At 71.7% G+C, this 22686-nt stretch carries 18 protein-coding genes and 2 pseudogenes; 4 read left to right on the top strand and 16 right to left on the bottom strand.

Translation table 11 applies throughout. From position 1 onward, the window contains the following. Positions 1 to 200 precede the first annotated feature (200 nt). Together O7610_RS04930 and O7610_RS04925 are read left to right on the top strand one after the other, a co-directional pair. A complete protein-coding gene (locus O7610_RS04930; protein ID WP_281554556.1) occupies positions 201 to 1160 on the top strand; it encodes a hypothetical protein in 960 nt (319 codons plus the stop codon). Positions 1161 to 1430: 270 nt separating this feature from the next. Next, positions 1431 to 2228, top strand: coding sequence for a septum formation family protein (locus O7610_RS04925; RefSeq protein ID WP_281554555.1), 798 nt, complete (start codon positions 1431 to 1433; stop codon positions 2226 to 2228). Here the strand turns inward: O7610_RS04925 and O7610_RS04920 are convergent. The 3 genes from O7610_RS04920 to def are packed head-to-tail and all read right to left on the bottom strand — an operon-like array spanning position 2219 to position 5266. Then, positions 2219 to 3685 (bottom strand): RsmB/NOP family class I SAM-dependent RNA methyltransferase, encoded by a 1467-nt coding sequence (locus O7610_RS04920; RefSeq protein ID WP_475051385.1) that lies wholly within the window; start codon positions 3683 to 3685, stop codon positions 2219 to 2221. The genes O7610_RS04925 and O7610_RS04920 overlap by 10 nt on opposite strands. A gap of 58 nt (positions 3686 to 3743) precedes the next feature. Continuing rightward, entirely contained in the window at positions 3744 to 4670 is a 927-nt protein-coding gene (gene fmt, locus O7610_RS04915) for a methionyl-tRNA formyltransferase (protein WP_281554553.1), read from the bottom strand. A 5-nt stretch (positions 4671 to 4675) separates the two neighbouring features. Further along, positions 4676 to 5266 (bottom strand): peptide deformylase, encoded by a 591-nt coding sequence (gene def, locus O7610_RS04910; protein ID WP_278168682.1) that lies wholly within the window; start codon positions 5264 to 5266, stop codon positions 4676 to 4678. Positions 5267 to 5438: 172 nt separating this feature from the next. On the opposite strand from def, the pseudogene O7610_RS30545 reads away from it, so the two are divergent. Beyond that, a pseudogene (locus tag O7610_RS30545) lies at positions 5439 to 5874 on the top strand (hypothetical protein). Beyond that, a pseudogene (locus O7610_RS04895) lies at positions 5814 to 6359 on the top strand (UDP binding domain-containing protein); the annotation flags it as partial. The pseudogenes O7610_RS30545 and O7610_RS04895, both read left to right, overlap by 61 nt. A gap of 194 nt (positions 6360 to 6553) precedes the next feature. On the opposite strand, the gene O7610_RS04890 reads toward O7610_RS04895, so the two are convergent. From O7610_RS04890 to O7610_RS04830, 13 genes are all read right to left on the bottom strand, one after another. Then, positions 6554 to 6907, bottom strand: coding sequence for a hypothetical protein (locus O7610_RS04890; protein ID WP_281554552.1), 354 nt, complete (start codon positions 6905 to 6907; stop codon positions 6554 to 6556). A 481-nt stretch (positions 6908 to 7388) separates the two neighbouring features. After that, on the bottom strand, positions 7389 to 9347 hold the full coding sequence (locus O7610_RS04885; protein ID WP_281555558.1) for a primosomal protein N': 1959 nt from the start codon (positions 9345 to 9347) through the stop codon (positions 7389 to 7391). Positions 9348 to 9475: 128 nt separating this feature from the next. Beyond that, positions 9476 to 10672, bottom strand: a complete 1197-nt coding sequence (metK, locus tag O7610_RS04880; RefSeq protein ID WP_281554551.1) for a methionine adenosyltransferase — start codon at positions 10670 to 10672, stop codon at positions 9476 to 9478. A gap of 112 nt (positions 10673 to 10784) precedes the next feature. After that, complete coding sequence (gene coaBC / locus O7610_RS04875; RefSeq protein WP_281555557.1) at positions 10785 to 12011, bottom strand: bifunctional phosphopantothenoylcysteine decarboxylase/phosphopantothenate--cysteine ligase CoaBC; 1227 nt, start codon at positions 12009 to 12011, stop codon at positions 10785 to 10787. Next, positions 12008 to 12271, bottom strand: a complete 264-nt coding sequence (rpoZ, locus tag O7610_RS04870) for a DNA-directed RNA polymerase subunit omega (RefSeq protein ID WP_123601182.1) — start codon at positions 12269 to 12271, stop codon at positions 12008 to 12010. Before rpoZ ends, coaBC begins: the two co-directional genes overlap by 4 nt. Before the next feature lie 104 nt (positions 12272 to 12375). After that, positions 12376 to 12978 carry a guanylate kinase gene (gene gmk / locus O7610_RS04865; RefSeq protein WP_281555556.1) on the bottom strand — a complete coding sequence of 201 codons (603 nt, stop codon included), beginning with the start codon at positions 12976 to 12978 and terminating at the stop codon, positions 12376 to 12378. A 32-nt stretch (positions 12979 to 13010) separates the two neighbouring features. Beyond that, on the bottom strand, positions 13011 to 13328 hold the full coding sequence (gene mihF, locus O7610_RS04860) for an integration host factor, actinobacterial type (RefSeq protein WP_123601181.1): 318 nt from the start codon (positions 13326 to 13328) through the stop codon (positions 13011 to 13013). 174 nt (positions 13329 to 13502) lie between these two features. Then, complete coding sequence (gene pyrF / locus O7610_RS04855; protein ID WP_281554550.1) at positions 13503 to 14342, bottom strand: orotidine-5'-phosphate decarboxylase; 840 nt, start codon at positions 14340 to 14342, stop codon at positions 13503 to 13505. A 37-nt stretch (positions 14343 to 14379) separates the two neighbouring features. After that, positions 14380 to 15651, bottom strand: a complete 1272-nt coding sequence (gene bioA, locus O7610_RS04850; protein WP_475051389.1) for an adenosylmethionine--8-amino-7-oxononanoate transaminase — start codon at positions 15649 to 15651, stop codon at positions 14380 to 14382. Positions 15652 to 15785: 134 nt separating this feature from the next. Continuing rightward, a complete protein-coding gene (locus tag O7610_RS04845) occupies positions 15786 to 16856 on the bottom strand; it encodes a quinone-dependent dihydroorotate dehydrogenase (RefSeq protein WP_502959077.1) in 1071 nt (356 codons plus the stop codon). Then, positions 16853 to 20194, bottom strand: coding sequence for a carbamoyl-phosphate synthase large subunit (gene carB, locus O7610_RS04840; protein WP_289212732.1), 3342 nt, complete (start codon positions 20192 to 20194; stop codon positions 16853 to 16855). The genes O7610_RS04845 and carB overlap by 4 nt, the downstream gene beginning before the upstream one ends. Further along, the gene (gene carA / locus O7610_RS04835; RefSeq protein WP_289212731.1) at positions 20187 to 21332 is read right to left on the bottom strand and encodes a glutamine-hydrolyzing carbamoyl-phosphate synthase small subunit; all 1146 of its coding nucleotides are present in this window, start codon (positions 21330 to 21332) and stop codon (positions 20187 to 20189) included. The genes carB and carA overlap by 8 nt, the downstream gene beginning before the upstream one ends. Continuing rightward, positions 21329 to 22627 (bottom strand): dihydroorotase, encoded by a 1299-nt coding sequence (locus O7610_RS04830; protein WP_281554546.1) that lies wholly within the window; start codon positions 22625 to 22627, stop codon positions 21329 to 21331. The genes carA and O7610_RS04830 overlap by 4 nt, the downstream gene beginning before the upstream one ends. Between the last annotated feature and the right edge of the window lie 59 nt (positions 22628 to 22686).

Raw genomic sequence — 22686 nt, 5'->3', positions numbered from 1 at the left:
AGCGAAACGCTCGCCGCACCGGCATCCGCAACCGGGAATTGACGATGATCCGTGCTACAAACTCATCTGGCACCTAGCAGTGCAGTGCAAATGCGAAAGGGGCAACCTCGTTGAGAATCATTCGATTTTCCACAGGCGGCAAAGGCGGGGCCCACCGCGCCGTCCAACCACGCTCGGTCGGCAACCGGAAACGGAGGATCGTGCTCGGTTCGGTGGTCGCTGCGGCCCTCCTGGGCGGTGCCACGATCGCACCGCAGGCGTACGCGACGACGGCTTTCGACGGGCCGGGTATCCGCACCGACGTAGTGGACGCGATCACCGGCGAGCCGGTGGCCGACATCTGCGTATTCGCCGTTCCGGTATTCACGTTCAGCTTTACCGACGTCTGCCCGACCCGGAGCGACTCCCGGGGCCGGGTGAATGTCTCGGTTCCCGGGCCGGGTTCCTACAATCTGTTCGCGTTGCCCGACTCGGGTAGCCGGTACGGTGCCCAGTGGGTCAGCCAGGACGGCGGCACCGGCACCCAGAAGAATGCGCGGTGGTTCACCTTCTCCGCCGACGAGGTGCGGTCCGGGCCGACGATCCGACTGGACGCGCGCTCAGTGATCGTCGGCACCGTGCAGGGTGCCGACGACGAGACCCTGACGAACGGTACGGTCGGGCTCGTCGCGCCGGTCGCCGACGGTTCGCGGGATCCGCGCTACGCACCGGTCGACGACAAGGGCTCGTTCGTCGTCGACTGGCTGGGGCCGTACGAGTGGCCGCTGCTGTTCAAAGCGGACGGCTACCCGTACCAGTGGAGCGGGCACGTCGGCAACCGGCTGCGCGCCGATCTGGTGGCGGCGGACGTCAACGCCCCGCCGTACGCGTACCAGTTGGAGGCCGGGACCTCGGTGAGCATCGAGATCGCCGACCCGCCGCAGGGTCCGGGCCAGCTGGTTCTGCTCAACGTCAGCACGAAAGACCCGGTGGGGATCGTCGAGCTGGCCGACGAGGCGACCGGCGCGTCGCTCATGGTACTGCCGCGACAGCAGGTGAAGATCCGCTGTGTCTGCAGTAGTGAGCACCGCTGGCACGGTGGCACCGACTTCAGCAGTGCCACTGGCGAACCGATTCGCATGAACGGTCCGCAGAGCATCACGTTCATCCAACCCGCCTGATCCGCCACCAGTTGTCCGGCTGCGGCCCGATGCTCCCTTGCGGAGCATCGGGCCGCTGTCCGTCGAATCGGCAGGTCACGGTTACTGTGGAGAGTCATTTGACTACGTGAAGTACACTTGGCTGTCTACGATCTTCCAACCACGGGGAGGGCGTACGACATGCGGTGGTGGGTACGGCTGGTTCTGACGGTCGCGGTTCTGACGACAGCGGCGGGATGCGCGCCCGCTGTCCGGTCCAACATCGGAGATGGCGACCTGACCAACGACTGGGTGGGGATCGGCACACCGAAAGTGTTCGTCCCACGGGCCGGCGAGTGCCATCCGGTCGCCGCCGGTACCGTCGGCCAGGGCGCCGAGTACCGACCCGTCGACTGCGGACAGTCCCACGAGGTAGAGACGGTCTTCGTCGGGATCTTCACCGGGGTGTACGGCGTACCGGACCACTCCCCCGCCCCCGGCTCGTCCAGCCGGCGGGCCGCCCGCGCCGACTGCGACCAGCGGGTCCGCAAGTTCCTCGGCGACGACTGGCAGGCCGGCCGGCTCCGGCTCGAAGTCGTCGTCCCGTCCACGACGGCCTGGGACGGCGGCGCCCGCTGGTACCGGTGCGACGTCGGCGAGGTGGTCAGCATGCAGGACCGCACCTTTGTCCCCCGCACCGGCAGCCTCACCGGCGCCCTCGACCAGCCGAGCCCGCTGCGCTGGGGCTGCTTCAACCCGAGCGCCAACGCCGCCGGCGACGTCGGAGTTCTCGCACCGGTGGCCTGCACCGAACCACACCAGAGCGAATTCGCCGGGCTGTACCTGGAAGCCGACCTGCCCTACGACGACTTCGCCGCGAACGCCGACCAGGTACACGAACGGTGCCGCCGGGTCGTCGCCGACTACGTCGGCCTACCCGTCGACGACGACCTGCGACACCGCTTCGGCACCATCTACGACTACCCGTTCAAGGACGAGTGGGACGACGGCAACCTCGCCGTACGCTGCCTGCTCTGGCGCGACCAACCACCGCTGACCCGCTCGGTACGCGACGGCGGCACCGCCGCCCTGCCGGTCCGTCAGGGCTGACCGACCCGGCGCAGCAACGCCACGAACATCGCGTCGGTGCCGTGTCGGTGCGGCCACAGCTGCACCGACGGCCCGGCGCCGAGCCCCGGCATACCCGCCGGCAGCAACGGCCGGGCGTCAACGAAATCCACCGGTACGCCGGACCTACGGGCCGCCTCGGTCACCGACACATGCGTCTCCACCCGGTGTGGCGAGCACGTCACGTAGGCCACCACGCCGCCCGGCCGGACCGCCCGCAGCCCGGCGGCGAGCAACTCCCGCTGCAACCGGGTCAACGGTGGCAGGTCCGACGGCTGGCGCCGCCAGCGCGACTCGGGACGGCGGCGCAGCGAGCCGAGCCCGGTGCACGGCGCGTCCACCAGCACCCGGTCGAACGCCGCCTCGGGCAGCTCCGTCCCGGCACCCACCTGACGACCGTCGGCGACGTGCACCGTGACCGGCAGCCCGCGTACCGCCTGCTCCACCAGCCGGGCCCGGTGCTCGGCGACCTCCACCGCGGTCACCTCGGCGCCGCGACCGGCCGCCAACGCGCCGAGCAGCGCCGCCTTGCCACCCGGACCGGCGCACAGGTCCAGCCACCGCCGGTCCGAACCGGACACCTCGGCTGCGGCCAACGCCGCCGCCACCAGCTGCGAGCCTTCGTCCTGCACGTGCGCCCGGCCCTGGCGGACCGCCGACACCTCGCCCGGCGCGCCGCCCGGCAGATAGACGGTGTACGGCGAGAACGCGCCCGGTGCCCCGCCGGTGGCGTCCGCCAGCTCGACCGCGTCGACCCGGCCCGGTCGGGCGCACAGGTGCACCGGTGGCGGCTCGTTGTCCTCGATCAGCAGCCGGGTCGTCTCCGCCAGGCCGTCGCCTGGCTCCTCACCGAGCGCCTCCGCGAACGCCCGGACGATCCACGGCGGATGGTGGTAGGTCACCGCCAGGTGACCTACCGGGTCGGCCTGCTCGTCCGGTGCCAGCTCCGCGAGCCAGTCGTCCAGGTCCCGGGTGGCGATCTCCCGGAGTACGGCGTTGGCGAACCCGACCGCCCCCGGCGCCACGTCATGCACCAGATCCACCGTGGCCGACACTGCGGCGTGCGCCGGAACCCGGGTACGCAGCAGCTGATACGAGCCCAGCCGCAGCGCGTCACGGGCCGGTGGATCGATCCGGTCCACCTCCCGGCCGGCCGCCCGGGCAATGATCAGATCGAGGGTGCCGACCATCCGCAGCGTGCCGTAGGTCAACTCGGTAGCGAAGGCGGCGTCGCGGCCCCGCAACTCCCGGTCCCGCAGGATCGTCGGCAACACCAGATTGGCGTAGGCGTCGTCGCGGTACACCGCCGCGACCGCCTCGTACGCCGCGTCCCGCGCCGGATCCGCCCGCCGCCGACGGCCACGCTGGTCGCGGTCGCCCCTGCCGTTCGCGACTGCGGGGCTCACTCGCTGCGCTCGCTCACTCCTCGCGCTCACCATGACCGCCCTCCGTTCACGACTGCGGGGCTCACTCGCTGCGCTCGCTCACTCCTCGCGCTCACCCGAAGAACTCGCCGGTGGTGATGCGGGCGCCGCGCGCCCAGTCCGCCGCCGACATGGCCTTCTTACCGGCGGCCCGGACCTCGCCGAGCGCGACCGGCACGGTGGCCGTACCGACCAGCAGGCGGTTACGTTCGGCCAGCGCTTCCCCAGGCTTCAGCTCCGGGCCGTCCGGCACCGGCCGGACCGGCCCGAGTTTGACCCGTTCGTCGCGGAACGTGGTCCAAGCGCCCGGCGCCGGAGTGCCGGCCCGCACCCGCCGGTCCACCGCGAACGCCGGATCGGTCCACCGCACCCGGACGTCGTCTACGGTCAGCTTCGGGGCCAGGGACACCCCGTCACCGGGCTGCGGCACCGCACGGGCGGTGCCGGCGGCGATCCCGTCGAGCACCGCGACCAGCAGCTGCGCGCCGCTGGACGCCAGCCGCTGCAGCAGGTCACCGGCGGTGTCCGTCTGGCCGACCTGATCGGTCACCGTGCCGAACACCGGGCCGGTGTCCAGCCCTTCCTCCAGCTGGAACACGCTCGCGCCGGTCACCTCGTCGCCGTGCAGCACCGCGTGCTGCACCGGAGCCGCCCCGCGCCAGGCCGGCAGCAGGGAGAAGTGCAGGTTGATCCAGCCGTGGGTGGGGATGGCCAGCGCGGTCGGCGGGACCAGGGCACCGTAGGCGACGACCGGTACGCAGTCCGGGGCCAGCTCGGTCAGCCGGCTGAGGAACTCCGGCTCCCGCGGGCGCTGTGGGGTCAGCACCTCGATCCCCCGCTCGTCAGCCCAGGCACCGGCTGCGGAGCGGACCAGCCGGCGCCCCCGCCCGGCGGGGGCGTCCGGCCGGGTGACCACCGCGACGAGTTCGTGGCCGCTGGCGGCGATCGCGTCCAGCGCGGGAATGGCGACCGCCGGGGTACCGGCGAAGACGAGTCGCATCGCCGTCACCCGCCCAGACCGAACGGGCTGGTCGCCGCACCGGGCCGGAACAGGCCACCGGGTGAGCGGTGCGGACTGACCTTCACCGTCGGCGGTGCGGCGGCGTCGTACCAGTCGGCTTCGCGGATGGCCTTCATCGCCTCCTTGCGGGTGGCGGCGTCGAGCCGGTCCAGGAACAGCACCCCGTCGAGGTGGTCCGTCTCGTGCTGGACGCAGCGGGCCAGCAGACCGCTGCCGACGATCTGCATCGGATCTCCGTACTCGTTGAAGCCCTTCGCGACGACGTTCTGTCGACGTTTGGTGTCGAAGTAGAGCCCCGGGATGGACAGGCAGCCTTCGGGGCCGTCCTGTTCCTCCTCGTCGGGGAAGTCCAGCACCGGGTTGACCAGGTGGCCCAGCAGGTCGTCGACGTGGAACGTGAATACCCGCAGCCCGACACCGAGCTGCGGCGCGGCGAGGCCGGCGCCGTTCTGATCGGTCATGCTGTCGGTCAGATCGGCGACGAGCCCGCGCAGCTCGGCGTCGAAGTCGACCACGGGCTCGGCCGCAGTGCGCAGCACCGGATCGCCGAAGAGTCGGATGGGCTGGACGGTCACGCGGTCAGGCTCCTTGTCGTGGGCAAACGGTGCCTCCAGTCTACGGGCGTACGCCGGACGTGGTGACGGACGCGGTGGTCACTCGGGCGGCCGTGACCGTGAAGTCGGGAAGACGGTATTGACGACGTGGTGATCCGGCCGTACTACTTCGTCGCTGTCAACGTTCACATCGATGATGTTGGTTGGGTCGAAGTCAGGGCCGTGGCTACGCTTCACCACCGACTTCAAACAGGCCGCGACCCACGGCGAGGTCCACTTCCTCGCCGTGGGCACCCCCTCCGGCCCGGACGGCACCTACGACCTGTCCCAGCTCACCGGCGCAGTCCACGAACTCGCACCGCATCTACACCAGCCGCCTGATCGTCGGCAAATCCACCGTCACACCCGGCACCGCCGCAAAGCTCGAAACCCTGGCCCGCAGCCTCGCCCCCGCCGCCGGGCAGATCGAAGTCGCCTGGAATCCGGAGTTCCTGCGCGAGGGCACCGCAGTGGCCGACACCCTCACCCCGGACCGCATCGTCGTCGGTGCCGACAGCGCGCCGCCGAGATGGTCAAGGCCACCGCGAACGCCTATCTGGCCACCCGCATCTCGTTCATCAACGCCGTAGCCGAGATGAGCGCCGCTGTAGGTGCCAACATCAGCGACCTCGCCGACGCAATCGGCCACGATGCCCGCATCGGACATCAATACCTAACACCCGGACTCGGCTTCGGTGGCGGCTGCCTACCCAAGGACCTCCACGCCTTCACCCAACAGGCCACCGCCGCCGACATCACTCCGGCCGTGAATCTGCTCCGCAGCGTCGACACGATCAACCAACACATGCGCCACCGTGCCATCAACCTGGCCCGCTCAGCCGTCGGAGGAACACTCACAGGACGTCGCATCGCCGTCTGGGGCGCCGCGTTCAAAGCGGGCATCGACGACGTACGCGACTCACCCGCCCTCGACGTCGCCACCCGCCTGCACCACCAAGGCGCGACCGTCACCGTCTACGACCCCCAGGCCATGCCCCAGGCCCGGCAAGCAGCTCCGGACCTGGCCTATGCCCAGACCGCCGCTGACGCCGCTCAGGACGCCCACATGGTCATTGTGGCCACCGGCTGGCCCGAGTTCGGCGCGCTCGACCCACAGACTATCGCCGACCGATCCGCACCCCGATCCTGCTCGACACCCGGGGAGTCATCACCGTACCCCGCTGGATGGCCGCCGATTGGACCGTCCTCAGCCTCGGCTATCGGACATAGCCGCCAACCCCGGTGGGGCGGCACCTGCCGCCCCACCGGCTACCGGCAGTCTGAAACGAAAGCCGCGACAGACACCCCGTCGAGTCGCGCGTGTCCAAGCCCAACCCGTACCGGCTGCCGGCCGTTGTGCCGAAACCGCAGCAGTTCCGCCCTGTCGACGGCGGCCTCGCCCAGATGCAGATCCCGCCGCCTGTCGACCCAGTCCACCAGCCCCTGCCGGTCGCGGACCTCACCGGTGAAGTGCACCAGCGTGGCGTACCAGATGTCACGGTGATAGCTGTCCTCGAACCAGCCGTCGGACCCCAACTCCTCACCGAGCCGATCAGCGAACCCGTCAGCAGCATCGTCAAGGGGAAACGCACACATCATCACCCCGGACGGCGTGAGCGTCACCCCGCGCAGCCTGAACCGGACTGGCCGACACTCCGCAGCCGCCCGGCCCAGTGCAGCCGCACACCGACCCGCCAGCGGATCGCCCACAGGAACATCGCGGCGATGAGTCTCAATGGCTCGGACCGTGAAATGCACCGCCTCCGGGGCGCCGGTCGGCCAGTGACCCGGACCGGCCAACCTCATCACCTCGGCGGTCACCGCAGCCAGCCTCGACACGCTGTCCGTATCGGGAACGAACACCACCGACGTCCCCCACCGGCCACCCTCAACCGGCGGCGTGTCCCGGTAGTGGGTCCCAGACAGGACCGCTTCACGACCCTGAACGAACAACCGGTCGAACGCCGCCGCGTAGGAGGCATCCGCCGCCGCCCTGTCCGAACCCCATGATCGCCTCGTCCTCGGCACCCGGCGCAGCCTACGCCGATGCCAAGCCCATACCCAGACGAACTCCCGTGCACGTCCCTCGTCTGGCTAAAGCCAGCTAGAGCAGGTCGAGCGGGTCGATCTGGATGCGTACCGGCTGGCCGGCACGGCGGGCGGTGCGGGTGCCGGCCGCCACCCGCAGCTGCCGGGCCAGTTCGGCCGCCTGCGACCGGCGGACCCGGATCAGCATCCGTTCCTGGCCGTCGGCCGCCGGCACCGGACCGAGCAGTTCGGCGCTGTCCGGCATCCGCAACGCGGCCAGCAGTTCGGCCACCGCCTCGGCGGGGCCGGTCACGCTGGCCATCCGGGCCGCCGGCGGGAAACCCAGCTCCCGCCGGTCGGCCAACTCGCGGGCGGCGAACCAGCCGGGATCCCAGCGCAGCAGTGCCTGCACCGGGGCGAGCCCGCCGTCGGCGACCACCACCACCTGGCCGCCGTCGGCCGCCGGGCGGGCCAGCGCGGCGGCGGACAGCCAGCGGCGTAGTGCCTCCTCCGCCGCCCGCAGGTCGGCCCGGGTCAGCAACGCCCAGGTGTCCAGCAGCAGTACGGCGCCGTAGCCACCGGCGGCCACCGGCTCGGCGCCCGGGGTGGCGACCACCACCGCCGGCTCGGCCGGCACCGAGGTGAGCACCTCGTCGCGGCCGGAGGTCCGCACCGTGGTGCCGGCGAACGCCCGGCCCAGCTCTTCGGCGGTACGCCGGGCACCGGTCACCGACGCCCGCAACCGACGCCCGTGGCAGTGCGGGCAGGCGTAGCCGGCGGCCGGCCGGCCGCACCAGCGGCACTGTGCGGTGGCGGTCGCCGCCGGCAGGGCCAGCGGGCCGGAGCAGTGCGGGCAGCGGGCCGGGGTCCGGCAGTCCGCGCAGGACACCGCCGGCAGGTAGCCGCGCCGGGGCACCTGCACCAGCACCGGCATCTCGGCCTGCAACGCCGTACGGGCGGTGGCGAAGGCCAGGCTGGGCAGCCGGGCGGTGGCAGCACCCGCGTCGCGGGCCAACTGGGCATCGTCGCCGGCCGGAGTGACCCGTGGGGCACGTCGCCGGACGGTCGCCCGGGCGGCGATGATTTCCCGGGCCCAGCCGGTCTCTACCAGCTGCTGCGCCTCGCCGGAGCGGGCGAAACCGCCGAGCAGCGCCGCGACCCCGCCCAGCTGTGCCCGGGTGAGCAGTACCTCGCGGGCGTGCGGGTAGGGCGCACGCGGTTCGGCGTGCACGTCGTCGCCGTCGTCCCAGATGGCGACCAGGCCCAGATCGGCGACCGGGGCGAACATCGCGGCCCGGGTGCCGACGACCACCTTGACCAGGCCGCGTCTCGCCGCGAGGAACGCCCGGTAGCGCCGGGCCGGGCCGAGCGCCGCGGTGAGCACCACGTGCCGACCGGCACCGAGGACCCGGCGCAGGGCCGCGTCGAGCCGGTCGACGTCACGTCCGTCCGGCAACACCGCGATCGCGCCCCGACCGGCCCGTACGGTGGCGGCGATCGCCTCGGCGTACCGGGCCGGCCAGTCCTCGCCGGGCAGCGGCGCCCAGACGGCGCGGGCCGGCCGGCCGTCGGCGACGGCACGTAGAAACGCGGGTCCGGACGGGTACGCCGCCCATCCGGCGGCGTCGGTCGGCGCAGCGTCGGATGGCACAGCGGCCGGTGGCGCGGCGGCCAGTGGCGCGGTGGCGGGACCGGGCTCCGGTTCGCTGGGCTCCTGCTCGACGCGGGCGTGTCTCGGCGGCACGGCCAGCCGCAGCACGTCGGCCAGGTGCCCGGCGTACCGGTCGGCGACGGTGCGGGCCAGAGCCGCGATCTCGGCGCTGAGCACCCGTTCCGGCGAAACCAGCTTGTCGAGGAAGGCGAGCTTGCCGTCGTGGCCGGAGGCGGCCACCCGGTCCAGCACCCACCCGGCCACCAGTTGGCCGGCGAAGCGGACCCGGACCCGGGTGCCCGGCTGCACACCGTCGTCGAGCTCCGCTGGGACCAGGTAGTCGAACGGTCGGTCCAGGTGCGGCAGCGGCACGTCGACGCAGATGCGCGCGACCGGCAGCCGGTCGGCCGGCTGTCGGTCGCATGCCGCGCGGGTGCTCACCGGGCCATCCTGCCCGGCTGCCGGACTGGCCGGCGACCCGCCACCCCCGATGGTCGTCCAGCGGCGACAGGTCAGGCTCCGGCGGCGGCCTTCAGGTCCGCAGCCCGGTCGGTGCGCTCCCAGGCGAACTCCGGCGTTTCCCGACCAAAGTGGCCGTAGGCGGCGGTCGGCCGGTAGATCGGCCGCAGCAGGTCCAGGTCGCGGATGATCGCGGCCGGCCGCAGGTCGAACACCTCGCCGATCGCCCGTTCGATCCGGTCCACCGGCACGTTCTCGGTGCCGAACGTCTCCACGAACAGGCTCACCGGGTGGGCCTTGCCGATCGCGTACGCGACCTGCGCCTCGCACCGCTCCGCCAGCCCGGCGGCCACGACGTTCTTGGCGACCCAGCGCATCGCGTACGCCGCCGAGCGGTCCACCTTAGACGGGTCCTTGCCGGAGAACGCGCCGCCACCGTGCCGGGCGTACCCACCGTAGGTGTCCACGATGATCTTCCGGCCGGTCAGGCCGGCGTCGCCCATCGGTCCGCCGATCTCGAAGCGCCCGGTCGGGTTGACCAGCAGCCGGTAGCCATCGGTGTCCAAACCGAGGCCCTCCAGCTCGGGGGCGATCACGTGCTCGCGCACGTCCGGGGTGAGCAGTGACTCCAGCGAGATGTCGGCGGCGTGCTGGCTCGAGACGACCACGGTGTCCAGCCGCGCCGGCCGCAGCCCGTCGTACTCGACGGTGACCTGGGTCTTGCCGTCCGGCCGCAGGTACGGGATGGTGCCGTCCTTGCGGGTCGCCGACAGCCGTCTCGCCAGCCGGTGCGCCAACGCGATCGGCAGCGGCATCAGCTCCGGCGTCTCCGAGCAGGCGAATCCGAACATCATGCCCTGGTCGCCGGCGCCCTGGGCGTCGAGCGCGTCGTCGGCCGACTCGCCGACCCGGCGCTCGATGGCGGTGTCGACGCCCTGGGCGATGTCCGGCGACTGTGCGCCGATCGACACGCTCACGCCGCAGGACGCGCCGTCGAACCCTTTCTTGGAGGAGTCATAGCCGATCCCCAGGATCGTCTCGCGAACGATGGCCGGGATGTCCGCGTACGCCTGGGTGGTGACCTCCCCCGCGACGTGTACCTGGCCGGTGGTGATCAGGGTCTCGACCGCGACCCGGGACCGGGGGTCCTGGGTCAGCAGCGCGTCGAGGATCCCGTCGCTGATCTGGTCGGCGATCTTGTCCGGGTGGCCCTCCGTGACAGACTCGGAGGTGAAGAGACGGCGTGCCACGGTACTCCTTGAATCCGAAAGCAATGGTTCCCGGCAGTCTAGTCATCCACGTTGGGGTCTGGTGCCGTGCCGACCAAGGAATCCGGCGGTTCGCCGACCGACGTAGCGCAGCTCACTGCGACAGTCGGGCCACTACCAGATCCCATATGTCGTCGGCGAGCTGCTCCTTGCCCCGTTCGTCGAGCACCGCGACCGGACCGTCGGCGTCGAGCACTGTGGCCGAGTTGACATCCGCGCCGAACACCCGGTCGACACCCACCTGGTTGGCGACGATCAGGTCCGCGTTCTTGCGCGCCAGCTTCGCCCGGGCGTTGGTCAGCAGGTCCCCGGTTTCCGCGGCGAACGCGACGAGGAGCTGTCCGGGTCGCTTTGCCGCGCCGAGTTCGGCGGCAATGTCCGGGTTGGTGACCAGTTCGATCACTGGCGGTCGCCCGCCGTCGTCTTTCTTGATCTTCGTGGGTGCGTAGCTCGCCGGCCGGAAGTCGGCCGGCGCCGCGGCCATCACGACCACGTCGGCTTCGGCTGCTGCGGCGAGCGTGGCGACCCGCAGCTCCTCGGTGCTGCCCACCCGAATCAGCCGGACACCGGCCGGATCCGGCAGCGACACGTTCGCGGCGATCACCGTCACCTGCGCGCCACGGGCGACGGCGGTACGGGCGAAGGCGTACCCCTGCTTGCCGGACGACCGGTTGCCGAGGAACCGCACCGGGTCGAGCGGTTCACGGGTGCCGCCGGCGGTGACCACCACCCGACGGCCGGTGAGGTCGGCGACAGCACCGGGCGGGCGGGCCAGGACCCGGCGGGCGACGGCGAAGATCTCCCCGGGGTCGGGCAGCCGGCCCTTGCCGGTGTCGGACCCGGTCAGCCGGCCGGTCGCCGGGTCAATGACCAGCACCCCGCGGCGGCGCAGCAGCGCCACGTTGTCGGCGGTGGCCGGATGCTCCCACATCTCGGTGTGCATCGCCGGGGCGAACAGCACCGGACACCGGGCGGTCAGCAGGGTGTTGGTGAGCAGGTCGTCGGCGAGCCCGTGCGCGGCCCGGGCGATCAGGTCCGCTGTGGCCGGGGCAACCAGCACCAGGTCGGCCTGCTGGCCGAGCCGCACGTGCGGCACGTCATGGACGTCGCTGAAGACATCATCGGCGACCGGCTGCCCGGACAGCGCCGACCAGGTCGGCGCACCGACGAAACGCAACGCCGCCGCAGTCGGCACCACCTTGACCTGGTGGCCCGACTCGGTCAGCAGCCGGAGCAGCTCGCACGCCTTGTACGCAGCGATCCCGCCACCGACGCCGAGAACGACCCGGGGCGGGACGCGGGCCGGCGTACCGGCGCTCAGGGCTGGTCGGTGGGCTCGGCGGTGAGCAGGTTGGAGTTGATCTCTCGCATGGCGATGGAGAGCGGCTTCTCCTGCGGCGTGGTCTCCACCAGCGGTCCGACGTACTCCAGCAGGCCCTCACCGAGCTGGCTGTAGTACGCGTTGACCTGGCGGGCACGCTTGGCGGCGAAGATCACCAGGGCGTACTTCGACGAGGTCTTCTCCAGCAGCTCGTCGATGGGCGGGTTGGTGATGCCTTCCGGGCTGGCAATGGATCCCACGGGATGCAACCTTTGTGTCGTCGGGCTCTGTCGCTGGGTGTCATCGTCTAACCAACGTCGTGAACCGGTGCTGCCAGACCAGACCGGGCTGTCAGACCGGGCTGTCAGACCGGGCGGTGCGACTGGGCGTCGGTCAATAATGACGAACCGAGCAATCCTACCAGCTCGATTGCGGCTCGCGTCACATCGTCGTTGACCACCGTGACGTCGAACTCCTGCTCGGCGGCCAGCTCCTCGTCGGCGTGCTCCAGCCGGCGACGGATCGTCTCCTCGTCGTCGGTCCCCCGACCGACGAGGCGCCGTTTCAGCTCCTCGACGCTGGGTGGCGCGAGGAAGACCAGCTGGGCCTCGGGCATCGCCGCCCGCACCTGCCGGGCACCCTGCAGGTCGATCTTCAGCAGCACCGGCTCGCCGGCGCGTAGTCGTTGCTCGACCGCCGAGCGCGGAGTGCCGTAGAGGTTGCCGGCGAACTCGGCCCACTCCAGCAGCTGCCCGGTGGCAGCCATCCGCTCGAACTCGGGCCGGTCGACGAAGTAGTAGTGGACGCCGTCGACCTCGTAGTCCCGCATCGGGCGGGTGGTCACCGAGACGGACAGCCAGATCCAGGGCGAGCGCGCCCGGATCAGCTCGATCACGCTGTCCTTGCCGACCCCGGAAGGGCCGGAGAGGACCGTGAGCCGAGCTGCCGGGCGCGCGTCGTCATACATGGTCACTGCTTGTTTCTACACCCTGCCGCGAATCAGTTCGCGGCGAACTCCCCGAGCAGGGCCTTGCGCTGCTGGTCGCCGAGGCCACGGAGGCGACGGCTGTCGGCGATCTTGAGCTTCTCCATGATCTGGGTCGCCCGGATCTTGCCGATGCCCGGCATCGCCTGCAGCACGGCGGAAACCTTCAGCTTGCCGACAACGTCGTCGGACTCCGCCCGGTCGAGCACGGCGGCGAGGGTGGTCTTGCCCTGCTTGAGTTGCTCCTTCAACTCAGCACGGGCCTTACGGATCTCCGCAGCCTTCTCCAGCGCGGCTGCGCGCTGTTCGGGGGTCAGTGACGGGAGCGGCACCAGTTCTCCTCAGGTCCCTATCGCGACGGGCGGATCGCACCGCCGCTCTGTGAAACGTGGTGTGGCCGGGAACCAAAGGGGCATGTGGTTCCCAGCGCGGGGAAAACTAGCGGTCAGCGACGTTTTCGGCAACGTGGCCGCACCACGATCACGCGGGGGTGATCGGTCACTCACTCAGACCAGAACCCCGAGAGCCTCCCGACACTTAACAAGCGTCTGTTCGGCTGCGGCCCGCAACGCCGACGGGTCCGGACCGGATTTCAGCACCTCACGGGAGTACGACGGAAGGACTGCGGAAAGCGCTTGCCCGAACACTGTCCGCAGGTCCTCGGGCCGTCCACCTTGCGCACCCAGCCCGGGGGCAAGCATTGGGCCATTGACATGCGACAGTTCATGGCCGGTGTCACCAACGGTCGCACCGACCACCAGACCGAAACTGCCAATCGGCTCCGCACCCACGTTGAGCTGCGAAATCTCATCGATCACCGTCTGAGCGACGGTGCGTCCATCGGACAGCCGGGCGTGCTGCACGGCCCGCCCCTCGGGATTCGAGGTCAGCGCGACCACGAAGACGCCGCCGCCGTGCCGGCCGGCGAGATCGAACATCGGAGCGAGCGCCCCGACGCCCAGATACGGGTTGGCCGTGACCGCGTCGACCGCCAACGGGCTCGCCGGATCGAGGTAGGCGGCGGCGTACGCGGCGACCGTCGAACCGATGTCGCCGCGCTTCACGTCAAGCAGGACGAGGGCCCCAGCCTCGCGAAACTGTCGGATAGTTGACTCTAGGACGCCGATGCCCGCAGCCCCGAATCGTTCGAAGAAGGCCGATTGAGGCTTCACCACCGCAGCCACGTCGCCAAGCGCGTCGACCGCCGTCGCGGCGAACCGGGCCAGCCCATCGACGTCGTCCGGCAGCCCCCACCGGGTCAACAGCTCCGGATGCGGGTCGACACCCACGCACAGCGGGCCCCGGACGCTGACGGCCCGGTGCAGTCGCTGACCAAAGGTCTCCATCGGCTCTCCCTTCCTCGGCGGTACCGCCGGGCGGACCTCAGCGCGGTACCGCGACGGCCGCAGCCGCCATCGCGCGGGCGATCCGCGCGATGTCATCGTCGTCCGCCGGATAGGGCGGCATGGTGTAGATCAGGTCCCGGAACGGCCGCAGCCACACCCCGGCGTCCACCGCCGCCGCAGTCGCCGCTGCCAGGTCGACCGGCCGGTCCAGCTGGACCACCCCGATCGCGCCGAGCACCCGGACGTCGCGCACGCCGGGCAGCGTCGCGACCGGGGCCAAGCCGTCGCGCAGCCCGGCCTCGATCCGCCGTACGGCGACCTGCCAGGCCGGGACGACCCCAGCCGGCGCCGGACCGGTGGCCGCAACCGGCTCGGCCCCCGCCGTCGGCGCGGCGGCGCGCAGCAGTCCGATCGAGGCGTTGGCGACCGCGCAGGCCAACGGATTGCCCATGAAGGTCGGCCCGTGGGCGAGGACCCCGCTGGCGGAGATCCCGGCGGCCACCTCCGGGGTGCACAGCGCGGCCGCCAGTGTGAGGTAGCCACCGGTCAACGCCTTGCCCAGGCAGAGCACGTCCGGTGTCACCCCGGCGTGCTCGGCTGCGAAGAACGCGCCGGTCCGGCCGAACCCGGTGGCGATCTCGTCGAAGATCAGCAGTACGTCGTGCGCGGCGGTCGCCTCGCGCAGGGCGCGCAGGTACGCCGGATGGTGGAACCGCATGCCGCCGGTGCCCTGCACCACCGGCTCGACGATCACCGCGGCGATCTCGTCCGCGTACCGGGCCACCGCGTCGACCAGCTCGGCCAGGTACCGCTCGTCCGGCGCCCCCGCGAAGTCGCCCGGCGGGGCGGACACGAACACCTGCGCCGGCAGCACTCCGCGCCACAGATGGTGCATCCCGCCCTCGGGGTCGCAGACGCTCATCGGGTGGAAGGTGTCCCCGTGGTAGCCGCCGCGCCAGGTGGCCAACTTGCGCCGGCCGGGCCGACCCCGACCCAGCTGGTACTGCAGGCCCATTTTGATGGCGACCTCGACGCTCACCGAGCCCGAGTCGCAGAGGAACACGTGCTCCAGGCCGGACGGGGTGATCTCCACCAGGGTCTGTGCGAGGCGGACCGCCGGCTCGTGGGTGAGCCCGCCGAACATCACGTGCGCCATCCGACCCAGCTGGTCGGTGACGGCCGCGTCCAGCACCGGGTGCTGGTAGCCGTGCACGGCGGCCCACCATGACGACATTCCGTCGACCAGTTCCCGCCCGTCGGCCAGCCGCAGCCGGACTCCGGCGGCGCTGTCGACCAGCAGGGGCGCCATGGCCGGGGGCAGCGCGGCGTACGGATGCCAGACGTGCCGGCGGTCCAGCTCCCGTAACCGCTCGGCGCGGTGGCCGTCGCCGGGCACCGGCAGCTGTGCGCTCACCGGCCCCGGGCCCGCCGGACGCGGTGCGCTCATCGGCCCCGGGCCTGCCGGGCGATCGCCCGGACCAGCCCCGGACCACGGTAGATGAAGCCGGTGTAGAGCTGCACCAGGCTGGCGCCGGCGTCGAACATCCGGGCCGCGTCGTCCGGGTCGAGGATGCCGCCGACCCCGATGACCGGCAGCGCGCCACCGGTCTCCCGGTGGACGAAGGAGACCACCTCCCGGGCCCGGCCGGTCAGCGGCCGGCCGGACAGCCCGCCGGCCTGATCGGCCTGATCCGCGTCGGCGCCGGCCAGGCCGGAGCGGGACAGGGTGGTGTTGGTGGCGATCACCCCGGCCGCGCCCCGGGCCAGGCACACCTCCAGCAACTCGGCGATGGCCGGCTCGGACAGGTCCGGCGCGATCTTGACCAGGATCGGCCGCTCCCCCACCAGGGTCGCCAGCAGGGTGTCGAGATGGCCACGGTCCTGCAGCTGCCGTAGCCCCGGGGTGTTCGGCGAGGAGACATTGATCACGAAGTACTGGCCGTAGCCACTGAGTGCCTTGTAGGCCGACAGGTAGTCGTCGACCGCCTCCTCGATCGGCACCACCTTCGACTTGCCGAGCGAGATGCCCAACGGCACCGGGCGGTCGGCGTGCGCCGGATGCGAACGGCCGAACCCGGCCCGCTCGTCCAGCCGGCCGAGCACCGCGAGCCGGTCGGCGAGCGCCTCGGCACCGGCGTTGTTGAAGCCCATCCGGTTGATCACCGCCTCGCTGGCCGGCAACCGGAACAGTCGGGGTCGGGGGTTGCCCGGCTGGGGACGAGCGGTGACGGTACCGACCTCGACGAAACCGAAACCCAACGCCGGCCAGGCGGGCAGCGCCAAGCCGTCCTTGTCCATCCCGGCGGCCAGGCCGACCGGGTTGGGGAAGTCGACCCCGAAGACGGTACGCGGCGCGGCCACCGCGTACCGGGTGCGCAACGCGGCCAGCGCCACCCGGCTGCGGGACAGGGCGGCCAACCGGCGCAGCGTCCACTCATGGGCCGTCTCGGCGTCACCACCACCGAGCCGGAACAACGCCGACCGGGCCAGCCCGTACCCGCCGGATCGGGTCACCGGGCCGCCTGCCGGCCGGCTGTCTCCGGGCGCAGCGCCGCGTGCAACTGCTGCAGCGGCCGGACCGCCATGTCCCCGTTGACCAGCGCTTCGATGCCCATCACAGCGGCGGCGACCCCGGGCACGGTGGTCACACACGGGGTGTCCGCGGTGACCGCCGCGCTGCGGATCTCGTACCCGTCGGAGCGGGCGCTGGCCCCGGAGCCCTGCGGCGTGTTGATCACCAGGGCGATCTCGCCGGAGGCGATCAGCGTCACCGCGTCAGGTTGGCCGTCACCCGGCTCCTCCCAGTGTTTGCGGGTCAACTCGCAGGCGATGCCGTGGCGGCGCAGCACCTCGGCGGTGCCGGCGGTGGCGACGATGTCGAACCCGAGATCGGCCAGCCGCTTCACCGGGAAGATCATCGCGCGTTTGTCCCGGTTGGCGACCGAGACGAAGACCTTTCCGCTGGTCGGCAGGGAGCCGTACGCGGCAGCCTGCGACTTGGCGAATGCGTTGCCGTACGCCGGGTCGATCCCCATTACCTCGCCGGTCGACTTCATTTCCGGGCCGAGCAGCGAGTCGACGCCGTGCCCGGCGCGGGTGCGGAACCGCTTGAACGGCAGCACCGCCTCCTTGACCGCGATCGGCGCGTCCGGCGGCAACGTGCCGCCGTCACCGGTGGCCGGCAGCATCCCTTCGTCGCGCAGCTGCGCGACGGTGGCCCCGAGCATGATCCGGGCCGCCGCCTTGGCCAGCGGCACCGCAGTGGCCTTGGAGACGAACGGAACGGTCCGCGAGGCCCGCGGGTTGGCTTCCAGCACGTACAGCACGTCGTCCTTGAGCGCGTACTGCACGTTGAGCAGCCCGCGGACCCCGACGCCGCGGGCGATCTGCTCGGTGTAGTGCCGGATGGTGGCCAGGTGCGGGGCGGCCAGGGTGATCGGCGGCAGCGCGCAGGACGAGTCGCCGGAGTGGATGCCGGCCTCCTCGATGTGCTCCATCACCCCGCCGAGGTAGACCTCGCCGGTGGCGTCGCACAGCGCGTCCACGTCGATCTCGATGGCGTCGTCGAGGAACCGGTCGACCAGCACCGGGTGCTCCGGCGAGATGTCGGTGGCCCGGCCGATGTAGTCGCGCAGCGTCGCGTCGTCGTAGACGATCTCCATGCCGCGCCCGCCGAGCACGTACGACGGGCGGACCAGCACCGGATAGCCGATCTCGTCGGCGATCGCCTTGGCCTGCTCGAACGACACGGCGGTGCCGTGCGCCGGGGCGCGCAGCCCGGCGCGGGCCAGCACCTGGCCGAACGCGCCCCGCTCCTCGGCCAGGTGGATCGACTCCGGTGGGGTGCCGACGATCGGCACCCCGGCATCGGCGAGCCGCTGCGCCAGCCCGAGCGGGGTCTGCCCGCCGAGCTGGACGATCACCCCGACCACGCCGGGGCCGCCCGCGGCCCGGCCGGCGGCGTCCTCGGCCTGCCAGACCTCCAGCACGTCCTCGAAGGTGAGCGGCTCGAAGTACAGCCGGTCGGCGGTGTCGTAGTCGGTGGAAACCGTCTCCGGATTGCAGTTGACCATGACGGTCTCGTACTCGGCGAGCGCCATCACCGCGTGCACGCAGGAGTAGTCGAACTCGATGCCCTGGCCGATCCGGTTCGGCCCGGAGCCGAGGATCAGCACTTTCGGCCGGTCCGACGGCGCTACCTCGGTCTCCACGTCGTAGCTGGAGTAGTGGTACGGCGTGCGGGCGGCGAACTCGGCGGCGCAGGTGTCGACCGTCTTGTAGACCGGGTGCAGACCGAGCCGGTGCCGCAACGCCCGAACCCCGTCCTCGCCGGCCAGCTCCGGACGCAGCGCGGCCATCTGCCGGTCGGACAGCCCGGCCCGCTTGGCCCGGCGCAGCAGTGCGCCGTCGAGCACCGGCGCGGCCTCGATCTCACGGCGCAGTTCGACCAGGCCGGCGATCTCCTCGAGGAACCAGGGGTCGATACCACCGGAGGCCTCGGTGACCTGGGCGACGGTGGCACCCAGCCGCAGCGCCCGTTCGACGGTGTAGAGCCGGCCGTCGTGCGGGGTGGCCAGCTCGGCCAGGGTGGACTCGACGGTGGCGTCGGCCGGATCGGGCACCGTCCAGAAACCGGCGGCCTTCGTCTCCATCGAGCGCATCGCCTTGTTCAGCGCCTCGGTGAAGTTGCGGCCCAGGCTCATCGCCTCGCCGACCGACTTCATCGTGGTGGTCAGCTCCGGGTCGGCGCCGGGGAACTTCTCGAACGCGAACCGGGGGATCTTGACCACGACGTAGTCGAGGACCGGCTCGAACGCCGCCGGGGTCTGCTTGGTGATGTCGTTGGGGATCTCGTCGAGGGTGTAGCCGATGGCCAGCTTGGCGGCGATCTTGGCGATCGGGAAGCCGGTCGCCTTGGACGCCAGCGCCGACGACCGGGACACCCGGGGGTTCATCTCGATGACGACGAGCCGGCCGGTGCCCGGGTGCACGGCGAACTGGATGTTGCAGCCGCCGGTGTCGACGCCGACCTCGCGCAGCACGGCGATGCCCATGTCGCGCATCCGCTGGTACTCCCGGTCGGTGAGGGTCATCGCCGGGGCGACGGTGACGCTGTCGCCGGTGTGCACCCCCATCGGGTCGATGTTCTCGATGGAGCAGACCACGACCACGTTGTCGTTGCGGTCGCGCATCAGCTCCAGCTCGTACTCCTTCCAGCCGAGCACGCTCTCCTCGATGAGGACCTCGTGCACCGGAGAAGCGGCCAGCCCGGCACCGGCGATGCGCTCCAGGTCGTCCGGGGTGTGCGCCATGCCGGAGCCGAGCCCGCCCATGGTGAACGACGGCCGGATGACCACCGGCAGCCCGAGCTCGGCGACGGTGTCGTGCACCTCGGCCATGCTGTGGCAGACCCGGCTGCGCGGGGTCTCCCCGCCGGCGGCGGCGACGATGTCCTTGAACAGTTGCCGGTCCTCGCCACGACGGATCGCGTCGACGTCGGCCCCGATCAGCTCCACGCCGTACTTGTCCAGCACGCCGGCGGAGTGCAGGGCGACCGCCGTGTTCAGCGCGGTCTGCCCGCCGAGGGTGGGCAGCAGCGCGTCGGGACGCTCCCGGGCGATGACCAGCTCGACGAACTCGGGCGTGATCGGCTCGACGTAGGTGGCGTCGGCGAACTCCGGGTCGGTCATGATGGTCGCCGGATTGGAGTTGACCAGCGACACGCGCAGCCCTTCGGCGCGCAGCACCCGGCACGCCTGGGTGCCGGAGTAGTCGAACTCGCAGGCCTGGCCGATGATGATCGGCCCAGAGCCGATCACCATGACATGCTGCAGATCTGTCCGCTTAGGCATGTTTTCCCTCGATCAGCTCGACGAACCGGTCGAACAGGTAGTCCGCGTCGTGCGGACCGGCCGCCGCTTCCGGGTGGTACTGGACGGTGAACGCCGGCACCTCACGGGCCCGCAGCCCCTCGACCACGTCGTCGTTGAGGCACACGTGGCTCACCTCGACGCCGCCGAAGTCGGTGTCGATCACCGTGTTCAGCGGGGCGTCCACGGCGAACCCGTGGTTGTGGCTGGTCACCTCGACCTTGCCGGTGGTGCGGTCGAGCACCGGCTGGTTGATGCCGCGGTGGCCGTAGCCGAGCTTGTAGGTGCCGAAGCCCAGCGCCCGGCCGAGGATCTGCGAGCCGAAACAGATGCCGAACAGCGGGATCCGGCGCCCCATCACCTGGCGGGCCAGCGCGACCGGATGGTCGGCGGTGGCCGGGTCACCCGGCCCGGGTGAGAAGAACACCGCGTCCGGGCCGGTCGCCAGGACCTGCTCCAGCGTCGAGGTCGCCGGCAGCACGTGGGTGGTCACCCCACGCTCGGCGAGCCGGCGCGGCACGTTGCGTTTGATGCCCAGGTCCAGCGCGGCGACGGTGTAGCGGTGCTCGCCCTGCGCGGTGACCGTGTACGGCTCGGCGGTGGTCACCTCGGCGGACAGGTCGGCACCGACCATCTGCGGGGCCCGCCGGACCCGGTCCAGCAGCTCCTGCGGGTCGCCGGTCAGGGTGGAGACGCCGACCCGCATCACCCCCCGGTCGCGCAGGTGCCGGGTCAGTGCCCGGGTGTCGACCCCGCAGATGCCGACCACCCCTTCGGCGGCCAGCCGGTCCTCCAGGTCACCGGTGGCCCGCCAGTTCGACGGGCGGCGGGCCGGATCCCGGACCACGTAGCCGGCCACCCGGATCCGGTCCGACTCGTCGTCGTCGACGTTGACCCCGGTGTTGCCGATGTGCGGTGCCGTCTGCACCACCACCTGCCGGTGGTAGGACGGGTCGGTCAGGGTCTCCTGGTAGCCGGTCATCGCGGTGGTGAACACCGCCTCGCCGAAGGTCTCCCCGACCGCGCCGTAACTCTCGCCGGGGAAGACCCGGCCGTCCTCGAGCACCAGCAGCGCCGGAACCCGCTGGCGGGTTGCTGCGGTGGCGGCGGTGTCGTTCATCGCACGGCCTTTCCGTCGAGCACGGTCGCGTCGCCGCGCAGGAAGGTGGCGACCACCTGGCCGGGCAGCACCATCCGCGCGTACGGCGTGTTGCGGCTGCGGCTGGCCGACTCGGCCGGGTCGACGGTGCGGCTGGCGGCCGGGTCGATCAGGGTGAGGTTCGCCGGGACGCCCGGCGCGGGGTCGTGCCCGTGCCCGGTCAGCCCGGCGATCCGGGCCGGGGCCCGGGACATCCGCTCCGCGATCAGCTCCCAGTCTGGTACACCATCGGCGTCGTGCAACGCGGTCGTGAGCAGCACCACCGACAGGGCGGTCTCCAACCCGAGCATGCCGGGCCGGGCGTACGCCCACTCGCACTCCTTGTCCTCCACCGCGTGCGGGGCGTGGTCGGTGGCGACGATGTCGATGACGCCCTCGGCGAGCGCGGCGCGCAGCGCGGCGACATCCTCGCCGGTCCGCAGCGGCGGATTGACCTTGAAGACCGGGTCGTAGCTGGTCGGCGCCTCGTGGGTGAGCAGCAGGTGGTGCGGGGTGACCTCGGCGGTGATCCGGACCCCACGGGCCTTGGCCTGCCGCACGATCTCCACGCTGCCGGCGGTGGACAGGTGGCAGACGTGCAGCCGGCTGCCGACGTGTTCGGCGAGCAGCGCGTCGCGGGCGATGATCGCCTCCTCGGCGACGGCCGGCCAGCCGGTCAGGCCGAGCCGGGTGGAGACCTCGCCCTCGTGCATCTGGGCGCCCTCGGTCAGCCGGGGCTCCTCGGCGTGCTGGGCGACGACACCGTCGAACGCCTTGACGTACTCCAGGGCACGGCGCATCAGCCGGGGGTCGGCGACGCAGTGCCCGTCGTCGGAGAAGACCCGCACCGCGGCGGCGGAGTCGGCCATCGCGCCCAGCTCGGCGAGACGCTCGCCGGCCAGACCGACGGTGACCGCGCCGATCGGCTGCACGTCGACCAGCCCGGCCTGGCGGCCGAGCCGCCAGACCTGTTCGACGACGCCGGCGGTGTCGGCCACCGGGGAGGTGTTCGCCATCGCGCAGACCGCGGTGTAGCCGCCGAGCGCGGCGGCCCGCGACCCGGTCTCCACCGTTTCGGCGTCCTCCCGGCCGGGTTCACGCAGGTGGGTATGGAGATCGACCAGCCCGGGCAAGGCGATCAGGCCGTCGGCGTCGAGCACCTGCGCCCCCGGTGCGCTCAGCCCGGTGCCGGCGTCGGCGACCACACCGTCGCGCAACAGCAGGTCGACGGGGTCCCGGCCGAGGACCCGGACGCCCTTGATCAGGTACGCGCTCACAGCGAGGTCCTTTCGTCGTGCGCGTGGAATCGGTGGTGCCGGTGAGAATGTCGGTGACC

The organism is Solwaraspora sp. WMMA2065, assembly GCF_030345075.1.
In the GTDB taxonomy this organism is placed as follows: domain Bacteria; phylum Actinomycetota; class Actinomycetes; order Mycobacteriales; family Micromonosporaceae; genus Micromonospora_E.
The sequence above is the reverse complement of the archived record's forward strand: the minus strand, read 5'-3'. Positions and strand labels throughout refer to the sequence as shown.

Bases quoted from the DNA above. Each gene is read 5' to 3' on its own strand.
- O7610_RS04920 (WP_475051385.1), bottom strand. From the start codon at position 3,685: ATGGTGAGCGCGAGGAGTGAGCGAGCGCAGCGAGTGAGCCCCGCAGTC.
- carA (WP_289212731.1), bottom strand. From the start codon at position 21,332: ATGAACGACACCGCCGCCACCGCAGCAACCCGCCAGCGGGTTCCGGCG.
- bioA (WP_475051389.1), bottom strand. From the start codon at position 15,651: ATGGCGCCCCTGCTGGTCGACAGCGCCGCCGGAGTCCGGCTGCGGCTG.
- fmt (WP_281554553.1), bottom strand. From the start codon at position 4,670: ATGCGACTCGTCTTCGCCGGTACCCCGGCGGTCGCCATTCCCGCGCTG.
- gmk (WP_281555556.1), bottom strand. From the start codon at position 12,978: ATGTATGACGACGCGCGCCCGGCAGCTCGGCTCACGGTCCTCTCCGGC.
- pyrF (WP_281554550.1), bottom strand. From the start codon at position 14,342: ATGGAGACCTTTGGTCAGCGACTGCACCGGGCCGTCAGCGTCCGGGGC.
- carB (WP_289212732.1), bottom strand. From the start codon at position 20,194: ATGCCTAAGCGGACAGATCTGCAGCATGTCATGGTGATCGGCTCTGGG.